The 23,512-nt window shown below is 69.3% G+C and carries 20 protein-coding genes; 6 read left to right on the top strand and 14 right to left on the bottom strand.

Translation table 11 applies throughout. The annotated features are described in order from the left end of the window. Window positions 1-3: 3 nt before the first annotated feature. On the bottom strand, window positions 4-1,449 hold the full coding sequence (locus tag ACWH43_RS02895) for an aspartate aminotransferase family protein (protein ID WP_158444429.1): 1,446 nt from the start codon (window positions 1,447-1,449) through the stop codon (window positions 4-6). Continuing rightward, window positions 1,442-2,134, bottom strand: coding sequence for an MtnX-like HAD-IB family phosphatase (locus ACWH43_RS02890; RefSeq protein ID WP_158444430.1), 693 nt, complete (start codon window positions 2,132-2,134; stop codon window positions 1,442-1,444). Before ACWH43_RS02890 ends, ACWH43_RS02895 begins: the two co-directional genes overlap by 8 nt. 468 nt (window positions 2,135-2,602) lie before the next feature. Between ACWH43_RS02890 and ACWH43_RS02885 the strand changes: the two genes are divergently transcribed. Further along, window positions 2,603-4,177 (top strand): Re/Si-specific NAD(P)(+) transhydrogenase subunit alpha, encoded by a 1,575-nt coding sequence (locus ACWH43_RS02885; protein ID WP_158444431.1) that lies wholly within the window; start codon window positions 2,603-2,605, stop codon window positions 4,175-4,177. Between the two features lie 13 nt (window positions 4,178-4,190). Beyond that, window positions 4,191-5,624, top strand: coding sequence for an NAD(P)(+) transhydrogenase (Re/Si-specific) subunit beta (locus ACWH43_RS02880; RefSeq protein ID WP_158444432.1), 1,434 nt, complete (start codon window positions 4,191-4,193; stop codon window positions 5,622-5,624). 72 nt (window positions 5,625-5,696) lie between these two features. Here the strand turns inward: ACWH43_RS02880 and ACWH43_RS02875 are convergent, their stop codons facing one another. Genes ACWH43_RS02875 through ACWH43_RS02830 form a run of 10 tightly spaced genes read right to left on the bottom strand, consistent with a single transcriptional unit; the run spans window position 5,697 to window position 14,410 of the window. Next, window positions 5,697-6,776 (bottom strand): LLM class flavin-dependent oxidoreductase, encoded by a 1,080-nt coding sequence (locus ACWH43_RS02875; RefSeq protein ID WP_158444433.1) that lies wholly within the window; start codon window positions 6,774-6,776, stop codon window positions 5,697-5,699. Between the two features lie 5 nt (window positions 6,777-6,781). Then, window positions 6,782-7,717 (bottom strand): ABC transporter substrate-binding protein, encoded by a 936-nt coding sequence (locus ACWH43_RS02870; RefSeq protein WP_448153399.1) that lies wholly within the window; start codon window positions 7,715-7,717, stop codon window positions 6,782-6,784. Between the two features lie 45 nt (window positions 7,718-7,762). Beyond that, the gene (locus ACWH43_RS02865; RefSeq protein ID WP_158444435.1) at window positions 7,763-8,695 is read right to left on the bottom strand and encodes an ABC transporter substrate-binding protein; all 933 of its coding nucleotides are present in this window, start codon (window positions 8,693-8,695) and stop codon (window positions 7,763-7,765) included. Between the two features lie 26 nt (window positions 8,696-8,721). Continuing rightward, window positions 8,722-10,533: an amino acid ABC transporter permease/ATP-binding protein gene (locus tag ACWH43_RS02860; RefSeq protein WP_158444436.1), complete on the bottom strand. Its 1,812-nt coding sequence runs from the start codon at window positions 10,531-10,533 to the stop codon at window positions 8,722-8,724. A 38-nt stretch (window positions 10,534-10,571) separates the two neighbouring features. Then, window positions 10,572-11,108: a GNAT family N-acetyltransferase gene (locus tag ACWH43_RS02855; protein ID WP_158444437.1), complete on the bottom strand. Its 537-nt coding sequence runs from the start codon at window positions 11,106-11,108 to the stop codon at window positions 10,572-10,574. Window positions 11,109-11,150: 42 nt separating this feature from the next. Then, the gene (locus ACWH43_RS02850; protein WP_158444438.1) at window positions 11,151-12,494 is read right to left on the bottom strand and encodes an LLM class flavin-dependent oxidoreductase; all 1,344 of its coding nucleotides are present in this window, start codon (window positions 12,492-12,494) and stop codon (window positions 11,151-11,153) included. A gap of 23 nt (window positions 12,495-12,517) precedes the next feature. Further along, window positions 12,518-13,519, bottom strand: coding sequence for an MsnO8 family LLM class oxidoreductase (locus tag ACWH43_RS02845; protein WP_158444439.1), 1,002 nt, complete (start codon window positions 13,517-13,519; stop codon window positions 12,518-12,520). A gap of 14 nt (window positions 13,520-13,533) precedes the next feature. Beyond that, entirely contained in the window at window positions 13,534-13,920 is a 387-nt protein-coding gene (locus tag ACWH43_RS02840) for a flavin reductase family protein (RefSeq protein ID WP_375797041.1), read from the bottom strand. Further along, the gene (locus ACWH43_RS02835) at window positions 13,920-14,180 is read right to left on the bottom strand and encodes a hypothetical protein (RefSeq protein WP_260349490.1); all 261 of its coding nucleotides are present in this window, start codon (window positions 14,178-14,180) and stop codon (window positions 13,920-13,922) included. The genes ACWH43_RS02840 and ACWH43_RS02835 overlap by 1 nt, the downstream gene beginning before the upstream one ends. Before the next feature lie 20 nt (window positions 14,181-14,200). Continuing rightward, entirely contained in the window at window positions 14,201-14,410 is a 210-nt protein-coding gene (locus tag ACWH43_RS02830) for a hypothetical protein (RefSeq protein ID WP_158444440.1), read from the bottom strand. A 613-nt stretch (window positions 14,411-15,023) separates the two neighbouring features. On the opposite strand from ACWH43_RS02830, the gene leuA reads away from it, so the two are divergent. Then, complete coding sequence (leuA, locus tag ACWH43_RS02825; protein ID WP_260349489.1) at window positions 15,024-16,688, top strand: 2-isopropylmalate synthase; 1,665 nt, start codon at window positions 15,024-15,026, stop codon at window positions 16,686-16,688. A gap of 64 nt (window positions 16,689-16,752) precedes the next feature. Here leuA and ACWH43_RS02820 read toward each other — a convergent pair whose 3' ends face one another. Continuing rightward, a complete protein-coding gene (locus ACWH43_RS02820) occupies window positions 16,753-17,811 on the bottom strand; it encodes a YeiH family protein (RefSeq protein WP_158444441.1) in 1,059 nt (352 codons plus the stop codon). Between the two features lie 278 nt (window positions 17,812-18,089). On the opposite strand from ACWH43_RS02820, the gene hmgA reads away from it, so the two are divergent. From hmgA to maiA, 3 genes are read left to right on the top strand one after another with little or no spacing between them, the layout of a single operon-like run. After that, entirely contained in the window at window positions 18,090-19,445 is a 1,356-nt protein-coding gene (hmgA, locus tag ACWH43_RS02815; RefSeq protein WP_260349487.1) for a homogentisate 1,2-dioxygenase, read from the top strand. A gap of 8 nt (window positions 19,446-19,453) precedes the next feature. Further along, window positions 19,454-20,773, top strand: coding sequence for a fumarylacetoacetase (gene fahA / locus ACWH43_RS02810; RefSeq protein ID WP_158444443.1), 1,320 nt, complete (start codon window positions 19,454-19,456; stop codon window positions 20,771-20,773). A 43-nt stretch (window positions 20,774-20,816) separates the two neighbouring features. Beyond that, window positions 20,817-21,464 carry a maleylacetoacetate isomerase gene (gene maiA, locus ACWH43_RS02805; protein ID WP_158444468.1) on the top strand — a complete coding sequence of 216 codons (648 nt, stop codon included), beginning with the start codon at window positions 20,817-20,819 and terminating at the stop codon, window positions 21,462-21,464. Window positions 21,465-21,566: 102 nt separating this feature from the next. Here maiA and ACWH43_RS02800 read toward each other — a convergent pair whose 3' ends face one another. Further along, window positions 21,567-23,507: a hypothetical protein gene (locus tag ACWH43_RS02800; protein WP_158444444.1), complete on the bottom strand. Its 1,941-nt coding sequence runs from the start codon at window positions 23,505-23,507 to the stop codon at window positions 21,567-21,569. Window positions 23,508-23,512 lie beyond the last annotated feature (5 nt).

Here is a 23,512-nt window from a genome sequence, read left to right as displayed (position 1 = left end):
GGCTCAGGCGCTGGCGACGCGGGCGAAGAGCTGGTCGAGCAGCGCGATCGCCAGATCGATCTCGGCATGGCTCATGGTCAGCGCCGGCGCCAGCGTGATGACGTTCTTGTAGTAGCCGCCGATGTCGAGCACGAGCCCGTAGCGCCTGCCGGCCACTTCGAGATCCGCCTTCATACCCTCGTCGCACATCAGGTCGACCAGCCGCTTCGATGGCGTATAGCTGTCATGCGGCTCGCAGATCTCGATGCGCAGCGCCATGCCGAGCCCGTCGACCTCGCCGACGATCTTGTGGCGGCGCTTCAGCTCCTGCAGCCCTTCGAGGAAATGCGCGCCCTTGGCCATGACCATGGATTCGTAATCCTCCTCCGCCATCATCTTCATCGCCTCCAGCGCGACGGCGGTGCCGAGCGGGTTGGCGTTGAAGGTCGAATGCGTGGAGCCCGGCGGGAAGACGGTGGGGTTGATCAGCGCCTCCTTGGCCCAGATGCCGGAGAGCGGGTTGAGCCCGTTGGTCACCGCCTTGCCGAAGACGATCACGTCCGGCTGCACGCCGAAATGCTCGATCGACCAGAGCTTGCCGGTCCGGTAGAAGCCCATCTGGATCTCGTCGACGACGAGCAGGATGCCGTGCTCGTCGAGCACCTTCTTCAGCCCGGTGAAGAAGTTCGGCGGCGGGATGACGTAGCCGCCCGTGCCCTGCAAGGGCTCGACATAGAAGGCGGCGTATTCCGCCTCGCCGACCTTCGGGTCCCAGACGCCGTTGTATTCGCTCTCGAACAGGCGGGCGAACTGCGCGACGCAGTGCTCGCCATACTCCTCCTTGCTCATGCCCTTGGGACCCCGGAAATGATAGGGGAAGGGGATGAAATGGGCGCGCTCGCCGAAATGGCCGAAGCGGCGGCGATAACGGTAGGAGGAGGTGATCGCCGAGGCGCCGAGCGTGCGGCCGTGATAGCCGCCCTCGAAGGCGAACATCAGGCTCTTGCCGCCCTTGGCGTTGCGCACGAGCTTGAGCGAATCCTCGACCGCCTGGGCGCCGCCGACATTGAAGTGGACCCGGCCCTTGGCGCCGAACTTGCGCTCGGCATCCTTGGCGATCATCGCCGCGAGTTCGATCTTCTCGCGGTGGAGATACTGGCTGGCGACCTGCGGCAGCGTATCGATCTGGCGCTTCAGCGCGGTGTTGAGGCGCGGATTGGCGTAGCCGAAATTGACCGCCGAATACCACATCTGCAGGTCGAGGAAGCGGTTGCCGGCCGCGTCGAGCATGAAGGAGCCCTCGCAGCCCGAGAAGATCTTCGGGAACTGCGTGTAGTGCACCGTGTCGCCATGCGAGCAGTACTCGGCTTCCAGCGCGAGCAGGCGGGCCTCCTCGGCGGCGAGCCCGGCCGCGTTCGCCGCGGCGGAAGCGGCCGGGTCGCGGTCGAGCTGGGGGAATCCGTCATCCATCGATCATGTCCTTGGCGTGGTGGCCCGCGACGGCCGGCCTGGCGCCGGTCAGCATTTCGTCCAGGAGACGAGCCGCATCCGCGAGCTGGGAAAAGGGGTGGTGTTCGATACCGTTCGCGCGGCAATGCCCGATCAGCCCGCTCTTGGCGAAGACCCGGTCGGCCCGCTCGGCCAGGCAGAAATCCGAGCGGCCGTCGCCGACGAGGATGGTCGCCAGCCGGCCGAAGCCGCGCGCCACGTCGCATTTGCAGGTGCCGCTGACGCAGCTTCCGTCCCGCGCCGCATGCGGAGAGGTCAGTCGCCAGCGGTCGCCCCCGACGGATTCGAGATGGTTGGCGATGACCGGCAGGCCGGCGAGCCCGGTCCGGCGGAGCACCGCGTGAATCGTGCGGTCGAGCCCGTCGGACACCACCGTCACCGGAATGCCATGGCGCTGGCAGACCCGCACGAAGAAGGCGAAGCCCCAGTCGATCTCGAAGCTGTCGACGAAGGTGTCGAGCACGTCGGGCGAGACCCGCAGCAGGTCGATCTGCCGCTGCATGCAATCGCGCGAACCGATGCGCCCCGCCACCCATTCGGCCTCGATCTCCTCCCAGCCCGGCGCGGCGAAGCGGCCGAGAATCCGGTCCGTCGTGTCTTCCAGGGAGATGGTGCCGTCGAAATCGACGATGGCCTGCCACTGCATCCGTGCTGAAGCTCCGTTACGCGGCGCCCTTCAGCAAGTGCCATGCCACGCATTAAGATATTGTTTTCAGAAGAGATTCGAATGGAGGGACCGGCACCGATACTGCAAAATTAAGAGATTGCTACATTTTTTGTAGCTTCCCCGGCGTTGCCGGAGGACGCCTGCGCCGGGCAGCTCCGCGACCGCGCCCGACCGGGCCCCGGGGACGACGGTTGCGATCGCCCCACACCCGGCCGAAAGAGCCCGCCCGGCCTGCAAAAGGGAATCGATATTTTCCCTCGTGGCATGTAGAGGCAATAGCGGTCATCGGCGGAAGCCGCGACGCGCAGGCTGGCTTGCGCGCCCGGTGTCGCGATCATCGGATTGAGCCTTCCGGCTGCGAGCCGGCGACCGTGGGAGCGGCGCCGGGGGCGGGAAGACGGGCAGGTGCGCGCCGCGACGGCGGATGCGGAGTGGATAGGGGGTACCGTGAGGATCGGATCACCGAAGGAAGTGCTGGCGGGCGAGGCGCGGGTGGCGATGACGCCCGACAGCGCCGTGCAGCTTCAGAAACTGGGCTATGACTGCCTGATCGAGACCGGCGCGGGCATCGCGGCCGGCTTCAGCGACGACGCCTATCGCGCCGCCGGCGTCACAGTGGTCGAGACCGCCGCCGCGCTCTGGGACGAGGCTGACGTCGTCGCCAAGGTGCGCCCGCCCGAGACGGCGGAAGCCGAGCGGCTGAAAGCCGGCAAGACGCTGATCTCCTTCTTCTATCCGGCGCAGAACAAGGAACTCCTGGAGCTCTGCAGGGACAAGGGCGCCAATGTCATCGCCATGGACATGGTGCCGCGCATCTCGCGCGCCCAGAAGATGGACGCCCTCTCCTCGATGGCGAACATCGCCGGCTACCGCGCGGTGATCGAGGCCGGCAACAATTTCGGCCGCTTCTTCACCGGCCAGATCACGGCGGCGGGCAAGGTGCCGCCGGCCAAGGTGCTGGTGGTGGGCGCCGGCGTCGCCGGCCTCGCCGCGATCGGCACGGCGACCGCGCTCGGCGCCGTCACCTACGCCTTCGACGTGCGCCCGGAAGTCTCCGAGCAGATCGAATCGATGGGCGCCCAGTTCGTCTTCCTCGACTTCAAGGGCCAGCAGCAGGACGGCGCCACCACCGGCGGCTATGCCGCCCCGTCGAGCCCCGAATTCCGCGAGGCGCAGCTCAAGAAGTTCCGCGAGCTCGCCCCGGAGATGGACATCGTCATCACCACGGCGCTGATCCCGGGCCGCGACGCCCCGGTGCTGTGGACGAAGGACATGGTCGAGGCGATGAAGCCGGGCTCGGTCATCGTCGACCTCGCCGCCGAGCGCGGCGGCAATTGCGAATTGACCAAGGCCGACCAGAAGATCGTCACCCCCAACGGCGTCACCATCGTCGGCTACACCGACTTCCCGAGCCGGATGGCGTCCCAGTCCTCGACGCTCTACGCCACCAATATCCGCCACATGATGACGGATCTGACGCCGGGCAAGGACGGCAAGCTCGTCCACAACATGGAGGACGACGTCATCCGCGGGGCGACGGTGACCTATGAGGGCGCCGTCACCTTCCCGCCGCCGCCGCCGAAGGTCGCCGCGATCGCGGCGCAGAAGCCGAAGGAGAAGGCGAAAGAGCTGACGCCGGAGGAGAAGCGGGCGCAGGAGGCCGCCGCCTTCCGCGAGCAGACCCGCTCGCAGCTCACCCTGCTCACCGTCGGCACGGTGGTGATGCTGATCGTCGGTGCCTATGCGCCGGCGAGCTTCATGAGCCACTTCATCGTCTTCGCGCTCGCCTGCTTCGTCGGCTTCCAGGTGATCTGGAACGTGTCGCACGCGCTGCACACGCCGCTGATGGCCGTCACCAACGCGATCTCCGGCATCATCGTGCTGGGCGCGCTGCTGCAGATCGGCTCTTCCGGCTGGCTCGTCACCATCCTGGCGATGATCTCGGTGCTGATCGCATCGATCAACATCGTTGGCGGCTTCCTGGTCACGCGCCGGATGCTCGCCATGTTCCAGAAGTCCTGAGGGGGGCTCGGACGTGAGCATCGGTATCGTTTCCGCGGCCTATATCTCCGCCGCCATCCTGTTCATTTTGTCCCTCGGCGGCCTGTCGAACCAGGAGAGCGCCAAGCGCGCGGTCTGGTACGGCATCGTCGGCATGGCGCTCGCCATGCTGGCGACGGTCTTCGGCCCGGGCAGCGGCAAGCTCTGGCTCGTCATCGTCATGTTCGCCATCGCGGCCGCCATCGGCTGGCAGGTGGCGATGAAGGTGCAGATGACCGAGATGCCGCAGCTCGTCGCGGCGCTGCACTCCTTCGTCGGCCTCGCGGCGGTCTTCATCGGCTACAACGCGCATCTTGAGCTGGGAGCGGTCCAGGCGCTCGATCCGGCGGCGCGCGAGGCGCTGACCGGCTTCGCCGCCGTGCTCGCCCACAAGACCGGGGTCGAGATCTCGATCCTCAAGGTCGAGGTCTTCCTCGGCGTCTTCATCGGCGCGGTCACCTTCACCGGCTCGGTCATCGCCTTCGGCAAGCTCGCCGGCAAGGTCGACGGCAAGGCGAAGAAGCTGACCGGCGGCCATCTTCTCAATGCGGGCGCGGCCATCCTCTCGCTGCTGCTGCTGATCCTCTATGTGAAGGGCGCCGGCATCTGGGCGCTCCTGCTGATGACGCTGCTCGCCTTCTTCATCGGCTACCACCTGATCATGGGCATCGGCGGCGCCGACATGCCGGTCGTGGTCTCGATGCTGAACAGCTATTCGGGCTGGGCGGCCGCCGCCATCGGCTTCACGCTCGGCAACGACCTGCTGATCGTCGTCGGCGCGCTGGTCGGCTCCTCGGGCGCGATCCTGTCCTACATCATGTGCAAGGCGATGAACCGCTCCTTCGTCTCGGTCATCCTCGGCGGCTTCGGCAACACCACCGGCCCGGCCCAGGCGATCGAGGGCGAGCAGATCGCCATCGACGTCGACGGCGTCGCCGCCGCGCTGAACGAGGCCGACAGCATCATCATCGTGCCCGGCTACGGCATGGCGGTGGCGCAGGCCCAGCAATCGGTCTCGGAGCTGACCCGCAAGCTGCGCGCCGCCGGCAAGGAGGTGCGCTTCGCCATCCACCCGGTCGCCGGCCGCCTGCCGGGCCACATGAACGTGCTGCTCGCCGAGGCGAAGGTGCCCTACGACATCGTGCTGGAGATGGACGAGATCAACGACGACTTCCCGAATACGGACGTCGTGATCGTCATCGGCTCGAACGACATCGTCAATCCGGCGGCGCAGGAGGACCCCAACTCCCCGATCGCCGGCATGCCGGTGCTCGAGGTCTGGAAGGCCAAGCAGGTCTTCGTCTCCAAGCGCGGCCAGGGCACGGGCTATTCCGGCATCGAGAACCCGCTCTTCTACAAGGAGAACACGCGGATGTTCTACGGCGACGCCAAGGCCTCGGTCGACAAGCTGCTGCCCCTGATCGGCTGAGCGCGGCCGCGAACGAAACGTCGCGCGGACCGGCTCCGGCCCGCGCGACGCTGTGAAAGGACGATGGAAGCGTCAGGCGACGGCTTGGCGCTTCTCTTCGTCGAGGGCGACGCCGGAAGCGGCCTCCGCCGCGGCGTCCCGCGCCCGCCAGCCGAGCCGCGGCGCGATCAGCCCGGCGAAATCCCCGAGGATCTGCCGGTAGTCCGCGGCGCTGAAATTATAGGGCAGCTCCAGCCGCAGCGTGTCCACCAGACGCAGCACCGGGTCGGCCTGCAGGCGCGCGACGATCTCCTCCGCCGTGCCCACGATATCCGGCGCGAACAGGGTCCGCCGCTCGCCCTGCGGCGCGAGGGTGCGCGCATGCCGGCTCGCGGCATAGTCGCGGTAGCGCTGCCGCGTCGCCGCATCGGCTCCGTCGAGGGGCACGATCACCCGGCCGACGGCGATACGCGGCTCGCCCGGCCCGCGCCACTGCGCGCGGAAGCTCTCGACATGGCGCTGCTGCGTCCTGAGGAAATCCTCCGTCTCCTCGGCGGTGTTGATGTTGCCGACGAGCAGGTGGAAGCCGTTCTCCGCCGCCCAGCGCACCGAGCGCAGCGAGCCGCCGCCATACCACAGCCGCTGGCGCAGGCCGGGCGCATGCGGGCGCGGGCGGGGCCGGTGCTCGCCGGCGGCGGAGGAGATGCGCGTTTCCGGCTCCCCGACCCAGTTGCCGTCGATATTCGCCGCCAGCCGGGCGAGGCGGGCATGCGAGAAGTCGATCGCGGCCGGGTCGCCGTCGAAGAAGCGCTCGCCCAGGAGCTTGCCGAAGGGCGGCGGCCCGGCGCTCAAGCCGATGTTCAGCCGCCCGCCGGAGAGCACGTCGACCAGCGAGAGGTCCTCGGCCAGCCGGAACGGGTTCTCGTAGCCCATCTGGATGACGGCGCTGCCGAGCCCGATGCGGCGCGTGCGCTGGGTCGCGGCGGCGAGGAAGGTCGCCGCCGAGGAGACGCCCGGCTCGAGATGGCGCTGGCGCACCCAGGCGCCGTCGAAGCCGAGTTCCTCGCCATAAGCGAACAGCGCGAGCGTCTCCTCCAGGCCGGTGCGCGGATCGGCGTCGTCGTAATTGCCCGGCGTCAGGAAGGCGATGTTGCGGATCGAAAGCTGGCTCATGGCGGTCAGAACTTCGGCAGGCCGGGCGGATTGGTCTCGGAGCGCGGCAGCGCCTCCTCCTCCAGCGCCCAGCGGGCGAGCGCCTGCCGGTACTTGCCGTTGTCGATCAGGTCGTTGAGCGCCAGCGTCAGCGCGTCGACCAGGCCGCTGCCCTTGCGGGTGGCGATGGCCACGTCGGATTTGAGCGGCCAGCCGGCGCTGAGCGTCCCGATCCGCTTGATGTCCTTGTCGCGGGCGGCGACGAAGACGAGCTGGGCATGCGGCTGGACGATCACGTTGGAACGGCCCGAGCGCAGCGAGACCAGGCGCGCCGCCTCGTCGTCGAAGAGCTGCAGCTCGATCGGCTTCAGCCCCGCCGCGACGTTCTGCTTGCTCCATTCGACCAGGATGCGCTCCTGGTTGGTGCCGCCGCCGACCGCGATGGTGAGCCCGGCCGCGTCCTTCGGTTCCCGGATCGCGGCGATCCTGCTGTCCGCCTTGACGAAGAAGCCGTGCAGCCCCTGGCGGTAGGTCGAGAAGTCGAACTTCTCCTTGCGCTGCTCGGTGACGCCGACATTGGAGATGACGGCGTCGTATTTGCCGGAGCTGAGGCCGAGCGGCCAGTCCGCCCAGGCCACCGGCACCAGCTTGAGCGTGAGCCCGAGGCTGTCGGCCACGAGCTGGGCGAGATCGGGGTCGGCCCCGATCACCGTCCTGGCGTCGGTGGCATAGGTCGCCAGCGGCGGCCCGCCGGGGCTGATGCCGACGATGAAGGCGCCAGGCTCGGCGAAGCGGTAATCCTTCGGGATGCGCGCGATCGCGGCGGCATCCTTCTCCGCCCGGATGCGGCCGGGCTGTTCCGGCCCGAGGTCGAAAGGCGCCTCCTGCGCCAGGCCGGGGCCGAGCCCGGCCCCGGCGATGGTGCCGGCGAGGAGCGACAGCAGGCTGCGTCGCGAGATCATGGTAAGCTCCAGTCCTGAGGAAACGATGGGTGCGCCGGCCGGGCCTCAGGCCTTGGGCAGGCCGGGCGGGTTGGTGCGCGATTCCGGGATCGCCTCGGCGGTGAGGTTCCAGCGCGCGAGCACCTTGGCGTAGTTGCCGTTGCGGATCTGGGTGTTGATCGCATGGGTGATCGCGTCGGCCAGGCCCGCGCCCTTGCGGGTCGTCACCGCGATCTCGGCCAGCACCGGCCAGCCGCCGCTGAAATTGCCGGCGAGCCGGGTCTTGCCCTCCTGCGCCGCCTTGAAGCTCAGCAGGGCGTTGGGGCCGAGATAGGCGTCGGCGCGGCCGGATTCGAGCGCCAGATAGAGCACCACGTCGTCGTCGTAATACTGGATCTCGACCGGCTTCAGCCCGGCCTTGACGTTGGCCTCGTTCCAGCGGAGCAGGATCTGCTCCTGGTTGGTGCCGGAGGAGACGATGACCTTGAGCCCGGCCACGTCGCGCGGGTCGCGGATGGTGATCTCGTTGTCCTTCCTGACATAGAAGCCGAGCAGGTCCTTGCGATAGGTCGAGAAGTCGAACTTCTCCTTGCGCTGCTCGGTGACGGTGACGTTGGAGATCACCGCGTCGAACTTGCCGGAGACGACGCCGAGCGGCCAGTCGGCCCAGGCGGTCGGCACGATCTCGAGCTTGCGGCCGAGCGCGTCGGCGACGAGCTGGCCGATCTCGGCTTCCGCGCCGATCACGGTCTTGGTGTCGCTGGCATAGCCGCTGAAGGGAAAGCGCCCGGTGTTGTTGGCGACGGTGAAGACGCCGTCCCTGGCGAATTTGGCGTCCTTGGCGATGAGCCGGATCGCCTCCTCGTCGCGCTCGGCCCGGGGCCGGCCGGGCTGCTCCGGCGAGAGGTCGACGCCCTGCTGGGCGAAGGCGCCGGCGGGGATCAGCGCCGAGGCGGCGCCGCCGGCGAGAAGAGCGAGCGAACTGCGTCTGGTCAGCATGGTCGTGGTCCTTGTCCGAGGGAGGATCAGAGCACCTTGGCGAGGAATTCGCGGGTGCGGGGATGGTCGGGCTCGCCCAGCACCTTGGCCGGCGCGCCGGTCTCGAGGATGCGGCCGGCTTCCATGAAGACGACCTGGTCGGCGACCTCGCGGGCGAAGCCGATCTCGTGGGTGACGATCACCAGCGTCGTGCCGGAGCGGGCGAGCTCCTTGATGACGTCGAGCACCTCGCCGACGAGCTCGGGATCGAGCGCCGAGGTCGGCTCGTCGAAGAGCAGGACCTTGGGCTTGAGGGCGAGCGCGCGGGCGATGGCGACGCGCTGCTGCTGGCCGCCAGAGAGCTGGCGCGGATAGGCGCCGGCCTTGTCGGCCAGGCCGACGCGGGCGAGCAGTTCGCGGGCCTCGGCCAGGGCCTGCTCGCGGGAGAGCCCGCGCACCGCCACCGGCGCCTCGACGATGTTCTCGATCGCGGTCAGATGCGGGAAGAGGTTGAAGTTCTGGAAGACCATGCCGACGTCGACGCGGCGCTTCAGGATGTCCTTCTCCTTGAGCTCGTAGAGCGTCTCGCCCTCCTGGCGGTAGCCGATCAGCTCGCCGTCGATGGCGATGAAGCCCTCGTCGACCCGCTCCAGATGGTTGATCGAGCGCAGCAGCGTCGACTTGCCCGAGCCGGACTGGCCGATGATCGCGGTGACGCTGCCGGGGCGCAGCGCCAGGCTGACATCGTCGAGCACCTTGAGCGTGCCGTAGCTCTTCGAGACATGGCTGATGCGGATCTCGCCGCCGCGGCGCGGCGAGAGCGTCGCGAGGGAGGCCGCCTGCTGCCGCGCCGCGGCCGGCGCCGGGATGCTGGCCGCGGGCTCCGGGCCGGCGGCGGCGGCCGTGGCGGTTCGGCCGCGGCCGAGCCAGCGCAGGGCGCCGTCGATGACCGAGGGCGGCGGGTTGCGCAGCGCGCCGCGGGCGTAGTGGCGCTCGATATGACGCTGGAAGAAGGAGAGCACGCTGAGGATGACGAGGTACCAGACCGTCGCCACCATCAGCAGCGGGATCACCTCGAGATTGCGCCGGTAGATCACCTGGATCGTGTAGAACAGCTCCGGCAGCGCCAGGATGTAGACCTGGCTGGTGCCCTTGGCGAGGCTGATGATCTCGTTGAAGGCGGTCGGCAGGATCGAGCGCATCGCCTGCGGCAGCACGATGCGGGAGACCTGCCGGCGCTTCGGCAGGCCGAGCGCGGCCGCCGCCTCGTGCTGGCCCTGGTCGACCGCGAGGATGCCGCCGCGCACGATTTCCGAGGAGAAGGCGGCGGCGTTGAGTGTCAGGCCCAGCACGGCGGCGTAGAACGGCGTGATGAGCTGCGTCGTCTGCCAGGAGCCGAAGCTGATCCCGGTGAACGGAACCCCGAGCCAGATCGTGCTGTAGAGATAGCCGAGATTGTTCAGGATCAGCAGCAGCACGATCAGCGGGATCGAGCGGAACAGCCAGACATAGCCCCAGGACAGCGAGGCGAGCAGCGGCGAGCCGGAGACCCGCGCCAGCGCCAGCAGCGTGCCGAGCAGGAAGCCCAGCACCGTGCCCAGCAGCGTCAGCAGCAGCGTGCGCCCCAGCCCCGCCAGCACCGGCTCGGCGAAGAACCACTCGGCGAAGACGTCCCAGCCCCAGCGCGGATTGGACAGCACCGAATTCAGGATCGCGAAGATCACGATCCCGGCGAAGATCGTGCCGATGATCCGCCCGGGATAGCGGGCGGGCACGATCCGATATCGGCTGAAATCGCGGTTCGGGGCCGGGTTCTGGGTATGCGCGGGCAGGCCCGCGAAATCGCTGGCGAGGGTCATGGCGGACTCTGGGTTCGGAAGAAGGAGGAGGCGGGCCGTCAGGCGGCGCTGAGCGAGGAGCGGGGATCCGGCGGCCGGGGCAGCACGGCCGGCACCTGCGACAGCTCCTTCTCGAAGGGCAGCTTGCCGTAGGTCTCCGGGTCGACCGCGACATCGAAGAGCGGCCGGTAGCCGGTCTCCAGATAGAGCGCCTTGGCTTCCGGCTGCCGGAAGCCCGTGGTCAGGTAGATCTTGCCGTAGCCCTGGCGCAGGGCCTGCGCCTCCAGCTCCGCGACGATGCGCCGGGCCAGGCCCTGGCGGCGGAAGCCGGCATCGGTCCAGACGCGCTTCAGCTCGGCCGTGCGCGCGTCGTAGCGCTTGAAGGCGCCGCCCGCGATGGCCCGCCCGTCGCGCAGCAGCAGGACGAAGTTGCCGTCCGGCGGCGCGAAGAGCTCGGCCGGATAGCGGCTCATCTCGGCGCCCGGGGGCTCGCCGAAATAGCTGCCGTAGCGGGTGGCGTATTCCCAGGTGAGCTGCTCGACCAGCGGCTGGGCCAGCGGGTGCAGCGGGGTGGTGTAGAAGAACCTATCGGCCATGATCGCGAGCCTTTCGATCTCTGGAGCGGGCTTCGCGGCGGCTCAGCCGGCCCGCCGGACCGGAGCCTTATCCGTGGCAGCGGCATAGCGGCTCTCGCGCCGCGGCAGCCCGAGATGGTCGCGCAGGGTCGCCCCCGGCAGGGTGCGGTCGTAGACGCCGCGCGCCTCCAGCACCGGAATGACCAGCTCGACGAAATCGTCGAGCCCCTGCCCGATCACCGGGAAGCCGAGCACGAAGCCGTCGGCCGCCTGCTTCTCGACGCGCTCGATCAGCCGGTCGGCGACCTCCTCGGCCGAGCCGATCAGCTCGGTGCGCGGCGTCGCCGCCTCCAGCGCCGCCTCGCGCAGGGTCTGACCCTTCAGCGCGGCGTTGCGCTTGATCCGGTCGGTCGTCGAGCGGAAGCTGTTCTTGCCGATGTCGCCGAGCTCCGGAAACGGCGCGTCGAGCGGATAGGCGCTGAAGTCGTGATGGTCGAAGAAGCGGCCGAGATAGGCCAGCGCGTCCTCGATCGAGACCAGCTCGCGGATGGCGCGGTACTTCTCCTCCGCCTCGGCCGCCGTGCGTCCGACGATGGGGCCGGCGCCGGGGAAGAGCTTGACCTCGTCGGCCAGGCGGCCATGGGCGACGGCGCTGGTCTTGATGGCGCGGTAGAAGGCCTGCGCCTCCTCCAGCGGGACATGGTTGGCGAAGACGGCATCGGCATGCTTGCCGGCGAGGCCGATGCCGGCCTCGGAGGCGCCGGCCTGGAAGATCAGCGGCTGGCCCTGCGGCGAGCGCTGGATGTTGAGCGGCCCCTCGACCTGGAAGAAGCGCCCCTTGTGATCGAGCCTGTGCAGCTTCTCGCGGTCGAAGAAGCGGCCCGTCTCGCGGTCGCGGAGGAAGGCGTCGTCGTCCCAGGAATCCCACAGCCCCTTGGCGACGTCGAGATATTCATGCGCGATCTCGTAGCGCAGGGAATGCTCGGGATGCGGGCGGCCGTAATTGCGCCCCGAGCCCTCCAGCGGCGAGGTGACCGCGTTCCAGCCCGCTCGGCCGCCGCTGATCAGGTCGAGCGAGGCGAACTGACGGGCGATGGTGTAGGGGTCGCTGTAGGAGGTCGAGACCGTGCCGACGAGGCCGAGCTTCCGCGTCGCCACCGCCAGCGCCGAGAGGATGGTCAGCGGCTCGAAGCGGTTGAGGAAATGCGGGATCGACTTCTCGTTGATGTAGAGCCCGTCGGCGACGAAGGCGAAGGCGATGCCGTTCTCCTCCGCCTTGCGGGCGTTGCGGATGAAGAAGTCGAGATTGACGCTGGCGTCGGGCGGGTTGCTCGGATGGCGCCAGGCGTTCATGTGGCTGCCGCCGCCCTGGAGCATCAGGCCGAAAGTCAGGTGGGTACGGGACATGGCTGCGATCCTTTGTAAAATGGTCAGGCTGCCAGCGCCGGCGCTTCGCCGGCCAGCAGCAGCACGGAGGCGAGGCGCTTCGCCGGCCCCGCCGCGGGGGTGTCGATGACGAATTCGGAGACGCCGAAGCGCGCCTGCAGCCGCTCGAACTCGGCGCGGACCTGCTCGGCCGTGCCGGCGAGGATTTGCGGCCTGCGGATCTCGGTGCGGTAGCTGGCCGCGCCGGCCTGCCGGGCGAATTCGGCCGCCTGCTCCTCGGTGCCGAGATTGACGCTTTGGCCGTCCTCCAGCGTGACGCGCACCATCTTCAGCCCCTCGGTGACGGCATGGGCCTCCTCGGGCGTCGGCGCCGCCAGCGCCGTCACGGCCAGGATCGGGGGGGCCTTGCCGCCCGCCGCCGCATAGGCCGCGAAGCTGTCCTCGATCGTCTTCTCGTCGCCATTGTGCTGGCCGGCGAAGACGAAGCTCCAGCCGAGCGCGCCGGCCAGCCGGGCGCTGTCGGGGCCGCCGCCGAGCAGGAAGCGCTCCGGGGCCGCGGGCGGCAGCGGCAGGGCGCGAGCCTCCGCCGCCTCGCCGGCCGGGGCGCCGCCGCCGAGAAAGGCATCGAGATCGGCGAGGAGATCCGCGAACGGCCTCGGCCGGCCCGAGGCATGCAGCGTCCTCAGCGCCCGCGTCGAGGCCGGCAGGCCGCCGGGCGCCCGGCCGATGCCGAGATCGATCCGCCCGGGCGCCAGCGTCGCCAGCAGGTTGAACACCTCCGCGACCTTGTAGGGGCTGTAATGCGGCAGCAGCACGCCGCCGGAGCCGAGCCGGATGCTGCGCGTCCGGGCGGCGAGAAAGGCCAGCAGCACCTCCGGCGCCGAGCTCGCCAGGCCCCGGAAGCCGTGATGCTCCGCCACCCAGAAGCGCGCATAGCCGAGGCGCTCGGCCGTCTGCGCCAGCGTCACGGTCCGCTGCAGCGCCGCCGCGGCCGCCTCGCCTTCGGGAATCGGGCTCTTGTCGAGCAGGCTCAAGCTGTAGGCCATGATCCGGACTTTCCTCAGTAAGCGCGCAGGCCGAGCGCGGTCGCGACCTCCTCGGGCATCCAGCCGAGGCGCTCGTAATCGCCCCGCCAGTAGAGCAGCGCCGCGGCGTCGCTCCCCAGCCTGATGCCGCGGATGCGGCCGATGACGATCGCGTGGGAATGGCGCTCGATCAGCTCCTCGACCTCGCAGTCGAGCGAGGCGAGCGCGCCGTCGAGCAGCGCCGCGCCGGTCCGGCCCTCGGTCCAGCGCGCGCCCTCGTAGCGCGCCGGCCCCTTCTCGCCGCCGCGCCCGGCGAAGCGGTCGGCGATCTCCTTCTGGTCCGCCGCCAGGACGTTGACCGCGAAGGCGCCGTGCTCGCGCAGCACCGGAAAGCTCGACGAACCGAGATTGAGCCCGAACATCAGCGTCGGCGGCTCGGCCGAGAGCGAGGAGACCGAGTCGCCACCAGCCCGGTGCGGCTCGCGCCGCGCCCGGTGGTGACGACGCTGACGCCGCCCGCCAGATGCCGCAGCGCCGCGCGGAACCCGCCGAGATCGGCCGTCTGGATCTCCGGCGGGACCGCTGCCCGGGACGGCCCGGTCCCGGCATTTCGGGCCGCGGAATTTCTGGTCAAAGAACTCTTGGCCCCAAAATCCTTGGGCACGAGCGGAACGATCGTCATGGCGGACTCCGGTGGAAGGATCAGGCCGCGCGGCCGAGCGGCCGGTCGCGCGGCGCCCGGCGGGACGTCAGCGCCTTGACCGCGCGCTGCGCCGCGACGACCGAAGGAAAGAGCTGGCCGTCGAGCGCGTCGAAGGCCGGCTGCGAGGAGAAGAAGCGGAAGCCGGCCTCGGCGCCGACGACCAGCCCCGCGGTCTTGCCGCGGATTTCGAGAATGGTGGCGTGAGACATGCGTCATCCTTCGCCGGGAGGCCGGCGTTGCCGTTCGATTGCGCTTGCGGTGGAGAGGCGCCCGCGGGCGCCGTCACGTCATCGGCAACATCGGCGCGCCGTCCTGCGCGCCTGGCGGAATGCGATGAGCCTCGTCATGGATCCGACTCCGTTGCGGAGCCCACGATCGTCTCGTGGTGCTTTTAGCGTTGTTGACGCGGCGCAAGCTGCTCCAGCAAATCCCGCGACCGACCGGCGAGGTGCCGATCGATGCTGGCATTTTTCCGCTGAAACCTCGCCTCGTCAATGAAACCGCTTGCCAAAGATTGCCGGCGGCGGAGGTCAAATCAGCGGTGCGGCAGGCAGCCGGAAGGTGATTTTTACGCGCCGCCGCGCGGCGCAGCCGGCGGCGAAAGCCCGCCGGCCGGCACGCGATCCGGCCGGATCGCGTTGCAATCCGCTCCGCGCCTGCTCTAGAGTGCCGCCATGCGATATCGGTCTGTCATGCGGGATCCGGCCCTTCGACTTAGCCGCCCGGCGCTGTAAGCGCCGGGATTTTCAGGCTGTCGATCGTATCGCGGCGCGAGCGGCCCTGAGCAGGCCGGCGAGGCGCCACCACCGCAAGGGTCCAATCATGTCAGAGATGCCGATTTCCAAGTACCGCGCCTATGCGCCCGTCAACCTGCCGGACCGCAAATGGCCGTCGCAGGTCCTCACCAAGGCGCCGATCTGGTGCTCGGTCGACCTGCGCGACGGCAATCAGGCGCTGATCGAGCCGATGGGCGTCGAGCGCAAGAACCGCATGTTCAACCTGCTCGTGAAGATGGGCTTCAAGGAGATCGAGGTCGCCTTCCCCGCCGCGTCGCAGACCGATTTCGACTTCGTGCGCGCGATCATCGACGCGGGCGCCATTCCCGACGACGTGGCGATCCAGGTGCTGACCCAGTGCCGGCCGGAGCTGATCGAGCGCACCTTCGAGGCCGTGAAGGGCGCCAGGAACGTCATCCTGCACTTCTACAACTCGACCTCGACCCTGCAGCGCGACGTCGTCTTCCGCGCCGACCGGGCGGGCATCACCAAGATCGCCGTCGACGCCGCCGTCCAGATCAAGGCGCTGGCCGAGCAGGCGCCGGAGACCAACTTCACCTTCGAATATTCGCCGGAGAGCTTCACCGGCACCGAGCTCGAATACGCGCTCGAGATCTGCGAGGCGGTCAAGGCCGTGATCAGGCCGACGCCGCAGAAGAAGCTGATCCTCAACCTGCCCGCCACCGTCGAGATGGCGACGCCGAACGTCCATGCCGACCAGTTCGAATGGTTCGGCCGCCACATCTCCGACCGCGACAGCGTGCTGCTCTCGATCCATCCGCACAACGACCGCGGCACCGCGGTCGCCGCCGCCGAGCTCGCCCTGATGGCCGGCGCCGACCGCGTCGAGGGCACGCTGTTCGGCAATGGCGAGCGCACCGGCAATGTCGACATCGTCACCATGGCGCTGAACCTGTTCACGCAAGGCGTCGACCCCGAACTCGACCTGCGCGACGTCAACGAGATCCGCAGCGTGGCCGAATACTGCACGCAATTGCCGGTGCATGAGCGCCACCCCTATGTCGGCGAGCTCGTCTACACCGCCTTCTCCGGCTCGCATCAGGACGCGATCAAGAAGGGCTTCGAGGCGCAGAAGAAGCGCAACGACCCGCTTTTCCAGGTGCCCTATCTGCCGATCGACCCCAAGGATGTCGGCCGCGACTACGAGGCGGTCATCCGCATCAACTCGCAATCGGGCAAGGGCGGCATCGCCTATCTCCTCCAGGCCGACCACGGCCTCGACCTGCCGCGCCCGCTCCAGGTCGAGTTCTCGAAGATCGCCCAGGAGCAGATGGACGCCGACGGCAAGGAATTGACCGCCCCGGCGCTCTGGGCGCTGTTCAGCCGGACCTATCTGCTGAGCGGGGCGCCTCTGGAGCTCGTCTCCCACAGGACCCTGCCGACCGGCCCCGACACCCGCACGCTGACCGCCGATCTGAAGCAGCGGGACGGCACGGTCCGCACCATCGAGGGCGAAGGCAACGGGCCGGTCGACGCCTTCGTCGACGCGCTACAGAAGACCTATGGCGTGACGTTCTCGCTGCTCGACTATCACGAGCACGCCGTCGGCCGCGGCGCCAACGCCACCGCCGCCTGCTATGTCAAGCTCGAGGATGCCGAAGGCCGGATCGTCCATGGCGTCGGCATCGATCCGAATATCGTCATGGCCTCGCTCAAGGCCGTGCTGAGCGGCATGCAGCGGATGATCTGAGACGGGGCGCGCGCCCGGCGGGGGCGCGCCCCCCATCTCTTCGCTTGAGAGCGGAAACGCCCGGTCAGGCGACGCCGAGGAGCCGGATCAGCGCGATGCTGACGGCCGCGAGCGCGATCAGGGAGAGGGTGACCGCCGCCGTCACCCGCCCCCCGGCCCTCGCGACGGAGCGGACATCGACGCCCAGCCCCAGCGCCGCCATCGAGATGATGGTGAAGACGGTGGTGATCCGCGCGAGCGGCGCGAGCGCGGCCTCCGGGATGGCGCCGTGCGAGCGCAGCGCCGCCATCGCCAGAAAGCCGATGATGAACCAGGGCACGAGCTTGTGCACGGCCAGGCGCCCGCGCGCCGGCCGGTCTCCCGCCGTGACATGCGGCGCCGGGGCATCCGGTTCCTCGCGCAGCCGGCTGCCCAGGAGCGAGAGCACGAGGACGACCGGGCCGAGCATCAGCACCCGCACGAGCTTGACCAGCGTGCCGATCTGGACGCTGGCGGCGGCGACCGGCGCCGTCGCGGCGAGGACCTGCGGCACGGCATAGACCGTCAGCCCGGCCAGCACGCCGTATTGCGTGTCGGAGAGCCGCAGCAGCGGCACCAGCAGCGGCAGGCCGAGAACGACCAGCACGCCGAGCACGGCGGTGAAGGCGATCGACGCCGCCACGTCCTCGCCATCCGCGCCGATCACCGGCGCGACCGCGGCGATGGCGGAATTGCCGCAGATCGAATTGCCGCAGGCGACCAGCACCGCCATCCGCTTCGGCAGGCCGAGCATCCGGCCGAGCAGGAAGCTCGCGGCCAGCGCCAGCGCGACGACCACGGCGATGCCGACGATCAGGCCCGGCCCGGCCGCGACCAGCATGGCGACGTTGAGGGAGGCGCCGAGCAGGACGACGGCGATTTCCAGCACCGTCTTGGCCGAGAAGGCGATCCCGGCCCGCCAGGGCGCGGATGGCGTCCAGACGCTGCGGACCAGTGTCCCGATCAGGATGGCCAGCACCAGGGCCTCGAACCAGGCGCGGCCCGCCAGACGGGTTTCGAGATGTTCGAGGCCATAGGCCGCCGCGCTGATCAGCGCGCACAGCAGGAAGCCGGGCAGAAGGCGCCCGAGGGGATGCGAAGCCAAGGTGAGGAATTCCGGAAACAGGAGCGATGGAACGGTTCGGAGATTGAGAAGAAAATTCTTCTCTGCGCAACATCTCCGATCGAAATCATCCGATCCAATGCATAACTTCGAACGTTCCGATCTCCCCGGCCGAACGATGGAGGCCCATCGGCCGGCGGGTCAGGCTCCGGGCGCGGGTGCGTCCGGCTTCAGCCCGAAGGCGCGCGCCACCGATCCCGCGCGTTGTTGGTTACAAAATCAACGGTTACTCTTGTAACAAAATGCGAGAGGGCTTCCCCATGACCAAGCAAGACATCCCGACGGGCGCTTCGGCCGCGACCCAGCCCGAGAGCGCGATCCAGGCGAACTACATGTCCGGCTTCGGCAACGGTTTCGAGACCGAGGCCCTGCCCGGCGCGCTGCCGCTCGGGCGCAACTCGCCGCAGAAATGCGCCTACGGCCTCTATGCCGAACAGCTCAGCGGGTCGCCCTTCACCGCGCCGCGCACAACCAACGAGCGGAGCTGGCTCTACCGGATCCGCCCCACCGTCGCGCATTGGGGCGATTTCAGGAAGGTCGATGCCGGCCTGTGGCGCACGGCCCCGGCCGTCGAAGCCGAGCCGCCGATCGGGCCGATGCGCTGGGATCCGCTGCCGGTCCCGACCGAGCCGCTCTCCTTCCGCGAAGGCGTGCGGACGATCACCACGGCCGGAGACGGCGGCGCGCAAGCCGGCATGGGCGCCCATGTCTATCTGATCACCCGCTCGATGGAGCACGAATACTTCTACAACGCGGATGGCGAGATGCTGTTCGTGCCCCAGCAGGGCGATCTGCGGCTGTGGACCGAGTTCGGCATCATCGACATCGAGCCGGGCGAGATCGCCGTCATTCCGCGCGGCGTGAAGCTGCGCATCGAGCTGCGCGACGGTCCGGCCCGGGGCTATCTCTGCGAGAATTACGGCGGCGCCTTCACCTTGCCGGAACGCGGCCCGATCGGTGCCAACTGCCTGGCCAACCCGCGCGACTTCCTCACCCCCGTGGCGGCCTATGAGGACGTCGACGCGCCCGGGCGCATGTATGTCAAATGGGGCGGAGCGATCTGGGCCGCCGACATCGCGCATTCGCCGCTGGACGTGGTCGCCTGGCACGGCAACTACGCGCCCTACAAATACGATCTGCGGCGCTATTCGCCGGTGGGGCCGGTCCTCTACGACCATGCCGACCCGTCGATCTTCACGGTCCTGACCTCCCCGTCCGAGACGCCCGGCACCGCCAACGTCGATTTCGTGGTCTTCTCCGATCGCTGGATGGTGGCGGAGAACACCTTCCGCCCGCCCTGGTACCACATGAACGTGATGAGCGAGTTCATGGGCCTGGTCTACGGGCAGTACGACGCCAAGCCTCAGGGCTTCGTCCCCGGAGGCTGCTCGCTGCACAATTCGATGCTGCCGCACGGCCCCGATTTCGAGGCCTTTGAAAAGGCCAGCAATGTCGAGCTGAAGCCGCACAAGCTCGAAGGCACGATGGCGTTCATGTTCGAGACCCGGTTCCCGCAGCGCGTCACCGCCTTCGCGGCGGAAAGCAGCGCGCTGCAGAGATCCTACGGCGCCTACGGGCATCAATTGCACAAGCACTTCAATCCGCGGCAGCGCTAAGCAGACCCATGGCTCAGATCGACCACACTCATGATCCCAGGCTGCGAAGCTGGGTGGAATCCGCCAACGGACACCCGGATTTCCCGGTCCAGAACCTGCCGCTGGGCGTGTTCAGCCCCGCGGGGGCCGCGCCGCGGGGCGGCGTCGCGATCGGCGACGCGATCCTCGACCTCGGCGCGCTGGCGGCGACCGGCCTGCTCGAGGGCGAGGCGCGCGAAGCGGCCGAAGCCGCCTCGGGCGAGAGATTGAACGCCTTCCTGGCGCTGGGCGCCGGCCCGCGCCGGAGCCTGCGCCTGCGCCTCTCCGCGCTTCTCACGGGAGGACGCGCCGAAGCCGAGGCGGTGTCGCCCTGCCTCCACCCGGCGGCGGATTGCAGCCTGCATCTGCCGGCGCGCATCGGCGACTATACCGACTTCTATGTCGGCATTCACCACGCGACCAATGTCGGCAAGCTGTTCCGGCCGGACAATCCGCTGCTCCCGAACTACAAATACGTCCCGATCGGCTATCACGGCCGGGCCTCGTCGATCGGTCTGTCGGGCGGCGCGATCCGCCGGCCCAACGGCCAGGCTAGGCTGCCCGATGCGGCCGAGCCCGGCTTCGGCCCGAGCCGACGCCTCGACTACGAGCTCGAGCTCGGCCTCTGGGTCGGCCCCGGCAATGCGCAGGGCGAGCCGATCCCGATCGCCGATGCGGCCAGCCACATCGCCGGCTACTGCCTGCTGAACGACTGGTCGGCCCGCGACATCCAGGCCTGGGAATACCAGCCGCTCGGCCCGTTCCTGGCCAAGAACTTCGCCAGCACCATCTCGGCCTGGATCGTGACGCCGGAGGCGCTGGCGCCGTTCCGCGCCGGCCAGCCGCAACGGCCCGCGGGCGACCCCGCTCCGCTGCCCTATCTGCTCGATGCGGAGGACCAGCGCGCCGGCGCCCTCGATGTCGAGATCGAGGTCCTGCTGCTCACTGACGGCCTGCGCGCGCAGGGGCTTCCGCCGCATCGCCTCGGCCTCTCCAACGCCCTGAACATGTACTGGACCGCCGCGCAGATGGTGGCGCATCACACCAGCAACGGCTGCAATCTCCAGCCGGGCGACCTGCTCGGGACGGGCACGATCTCGGGGCCGGACGCCGCCTCCTGCGGCAGCATCCTCGAGGCGACCCTGGGCGGCGCCGAGCCCGTCGCGCTGGCCTCGGGCGAGCAGCGCCGCTTCCTGGAGGATGGCGACGAGGTGATCATGCGGGCCCGCGCCCGCCGCGAGGCCTATGCGCCGATCGGCTTCGGTGAATGCCGGGCCAGGATCCTGCCGGCCAGGCCGGTTCCGGCTTGAGCGCGGCGTCGCTCCGGCAAGCCCAGCAGAGGGGAATCCCATCCTGAAACTCCACACCTATTGGCGGTCCACCTCGTCCTATCGCGTGCGGATCGCACTGGCCCTGAAGAATCTCGCGGTGGAGCATGTCCCCGTCCATCTGCTCCGCAACGGCGGGGAGCAGAACGCCCCCGCCTATCGCGCGCTCAACCCGCAAGGGCGCGTGCCCAGCCTCGTGCTCGATTCCGGCGTCGTCATCACGCAGTCGCCGGCGATCCTCGAATATCTGGAGGAGGCCTATCCGGCGCCGGCTTTGCTGCCGGGCGACCCGGTGGAGCGGGCCAGGGTCCGCGCGGTCGCGGCGCTGATCGGCTGCGACATCCACCCCCTGCACAATATCGGCCCGCTGCGCTATCTGCGGACCGAGCTCGGCCGCCCGGAGCCGGAGGTCGGCGGCTGGATCGCTCACTGGATCGGTCAGGGCCTGAGCGCCGTCGAGGCGATGATCGGCGACGGGGCGTTCTGCTTCGGCTCCGAACCCGGCATGGCCGATGTCTATCTGGTGCCGCAGCTCTATGCCGCCCGCCGCTTCGACGTCCCGCTCGACGGCTTTCCGCGGATCCTGCGGGTCGAGCGCGTCGCGGCGGAGCATCCCGCCTTTCGCGAGGCCCACCCGGCGAACCAGCCCGACGCCGAGGCTCCGGCGGCATAGATCATCGCGCATCCGGCAGGACGCGTTCACGACGATCGATCGCTTTGTTCCTGCATCGGACCAGAAGGCGGACGCCGTCTTCCGGTCCGATGCCGAACTGGCTCAGTTCAGGCGCAAACGCGCGACCGCATAGGGAGCGAGCCTGCAGATGCTCCCGCCTCCCCGCTCCGTCCTCTCGGAGAGAAGGTCCGGGTTCTTCGTCGCCTCGACGAAGGACTCGGCATCGAGTATCGCCCGTTCGGCGATCGCCTGCTCCAGATGCAAGGTCTGCGCCGCGCCGGTGAGATTGGCGAGCCAGAGCTCGATGCCGTCCGCGCGCTCGACGGCGATGCCCTGGACCGCCGAAGGGTCGGACAGCTCCACCCGGCGCATCGCCGCGCCGCCGAGCCCGCCGAGCCCCTTCAGCACATGGAAGACCGGGAACAGCCCGCCATGGTCGTCGAACCAGGGCTGCGGCCAGGAATGGCGCCGGTGGAGCACGCCAAAAGCGCCGGTGGTGCCGCCCAGCGTGATCGCGCTGGCCCCGCCGGCCGCGAACCGGGCGAAGAAGCCGAGCGTCCAGGCCGCCCCCAGCAGCCCGCGCTGGCGAGGGTCGTTGAAGTTCATCGCCTGCCGGATATTGCCCGAATTGGCGAGCGGCGCCTCGCCATAGGGGTTCATGCGCATGCCGATGGCGCTCGGCCCCACGGCCCAGGGCTTGCCGCCGGCGATGGCCTGCGCCGACAGCGCCATGGCCGGCAGCGATTCCAGCCCCTCGGTGATGGAGTGATCGTCGCCCGCATGCAGGGTCGCGGTCGTCGTGAAGCTGACGAGATCGAGGAGATCGCTCGGCGGGCGCTTCCGGTTCATCTCCGTGAAATAGCTGAACATGCCGCCACCGAGCCGCGCGCCCGGAAAGGCGTTGCGGGCGGCCTGGAAGAAGTCGCGGGGCGGGGGTGCCGGCGGCCAGGGGCTGCCCGGCAGCGTGCATTTGAGATCCGGCGCGGGCGAGACCAGCACGACCGGAAAAGGCGAGCCCAGCGCCCGCACGTCGCGGCCGAGCGCCGCGATCTCCCCGGCGAAGCCGTCGACATCGGCGATGACCGCTTCCAGCCAGGGCTCCGCGCCGATCGCCTCGGCCGCAGCCGCCAGTTCCCGCAAGGTCTCGCGGTCATGCCCGCGCCGCGGATCGTGGAAGCCGACCAGATGCCGGGCTCCGATGCGCCGCAGGGTGGCGGCCTCCTCCCGCGTCGCCGCGATCTCGTCGGGGTCGAGCCCCAGCCCGAGCGGCGGAACGACGCCTGCCGCGGCGCCGACATGGACGGTGACCGCCTCGCCCGCGGGCGCGCGGCCCGCCGGCCGGCCGGATGCCGTCAGGCGGACGGCCTGCTCGAGCCTTTCGCCTTCCGCCAGCGTGTAGGGCCAGGGCAAGGCCAGCGGCCGGACATAGGTCTTGTAGGAAGCGTCCGTCCAGTTGCGCTGGTCCTCCATCTCATAGACGTCGCCCTCCATGCGGCAGGTCACGCGCAGCCCCGGCGCTGCCTCATGCGTCAGGGCGCGCAGATTCATCATCGGCTGGACGGGATCGATGATGTCGGGGAAACGGCCTTCCTCGCGCGAGCCGTCGGCATGCGCGATGGTGACGGGCAGGCCCGACGCCGCGCTGGGATGCAGAACCACGAACCCCGTGCGGTTGGTCAGGAAGGGCGTGTCGGCCGTGCCGGTGACCGAGAAATCGAGGGTGCCGCCGGCGCTGGCCGCGATCCGCGCCTTGTAGCCGAAGCTCTGGCGCTCATCGCGTGCGACCGCGGAATAGGCGACCGTGAAGCTGTCTGCGGCCTCCTCGACCGCCAGATCGGCGATCGTCGGGTTGTAGGTGCCCCAGTTGCGGTCGCGCACGATGAAGGACACCGCGCGGATGATCTCGACGCCGTGATAGCGGATATGGCGCAGATTGCCGGCGTCGAGCTCTGCCGTCAGCGGGCCCGCCCTGAGGATGCGCGGCAGCACCGCCGGCTCCTCCGTACCGAAGAGGGCCACGGCGAGCGAAGGTGTGGATGTCATCGCTT

This window comes from Allobosea minatitlanensis (assembly GCF_964020775.1).
The sequence above is the reverse complement of the archived record's forward strand: the minus strand, read 5'-3'. Positions and strand labels throughout refer to the sequence as shown.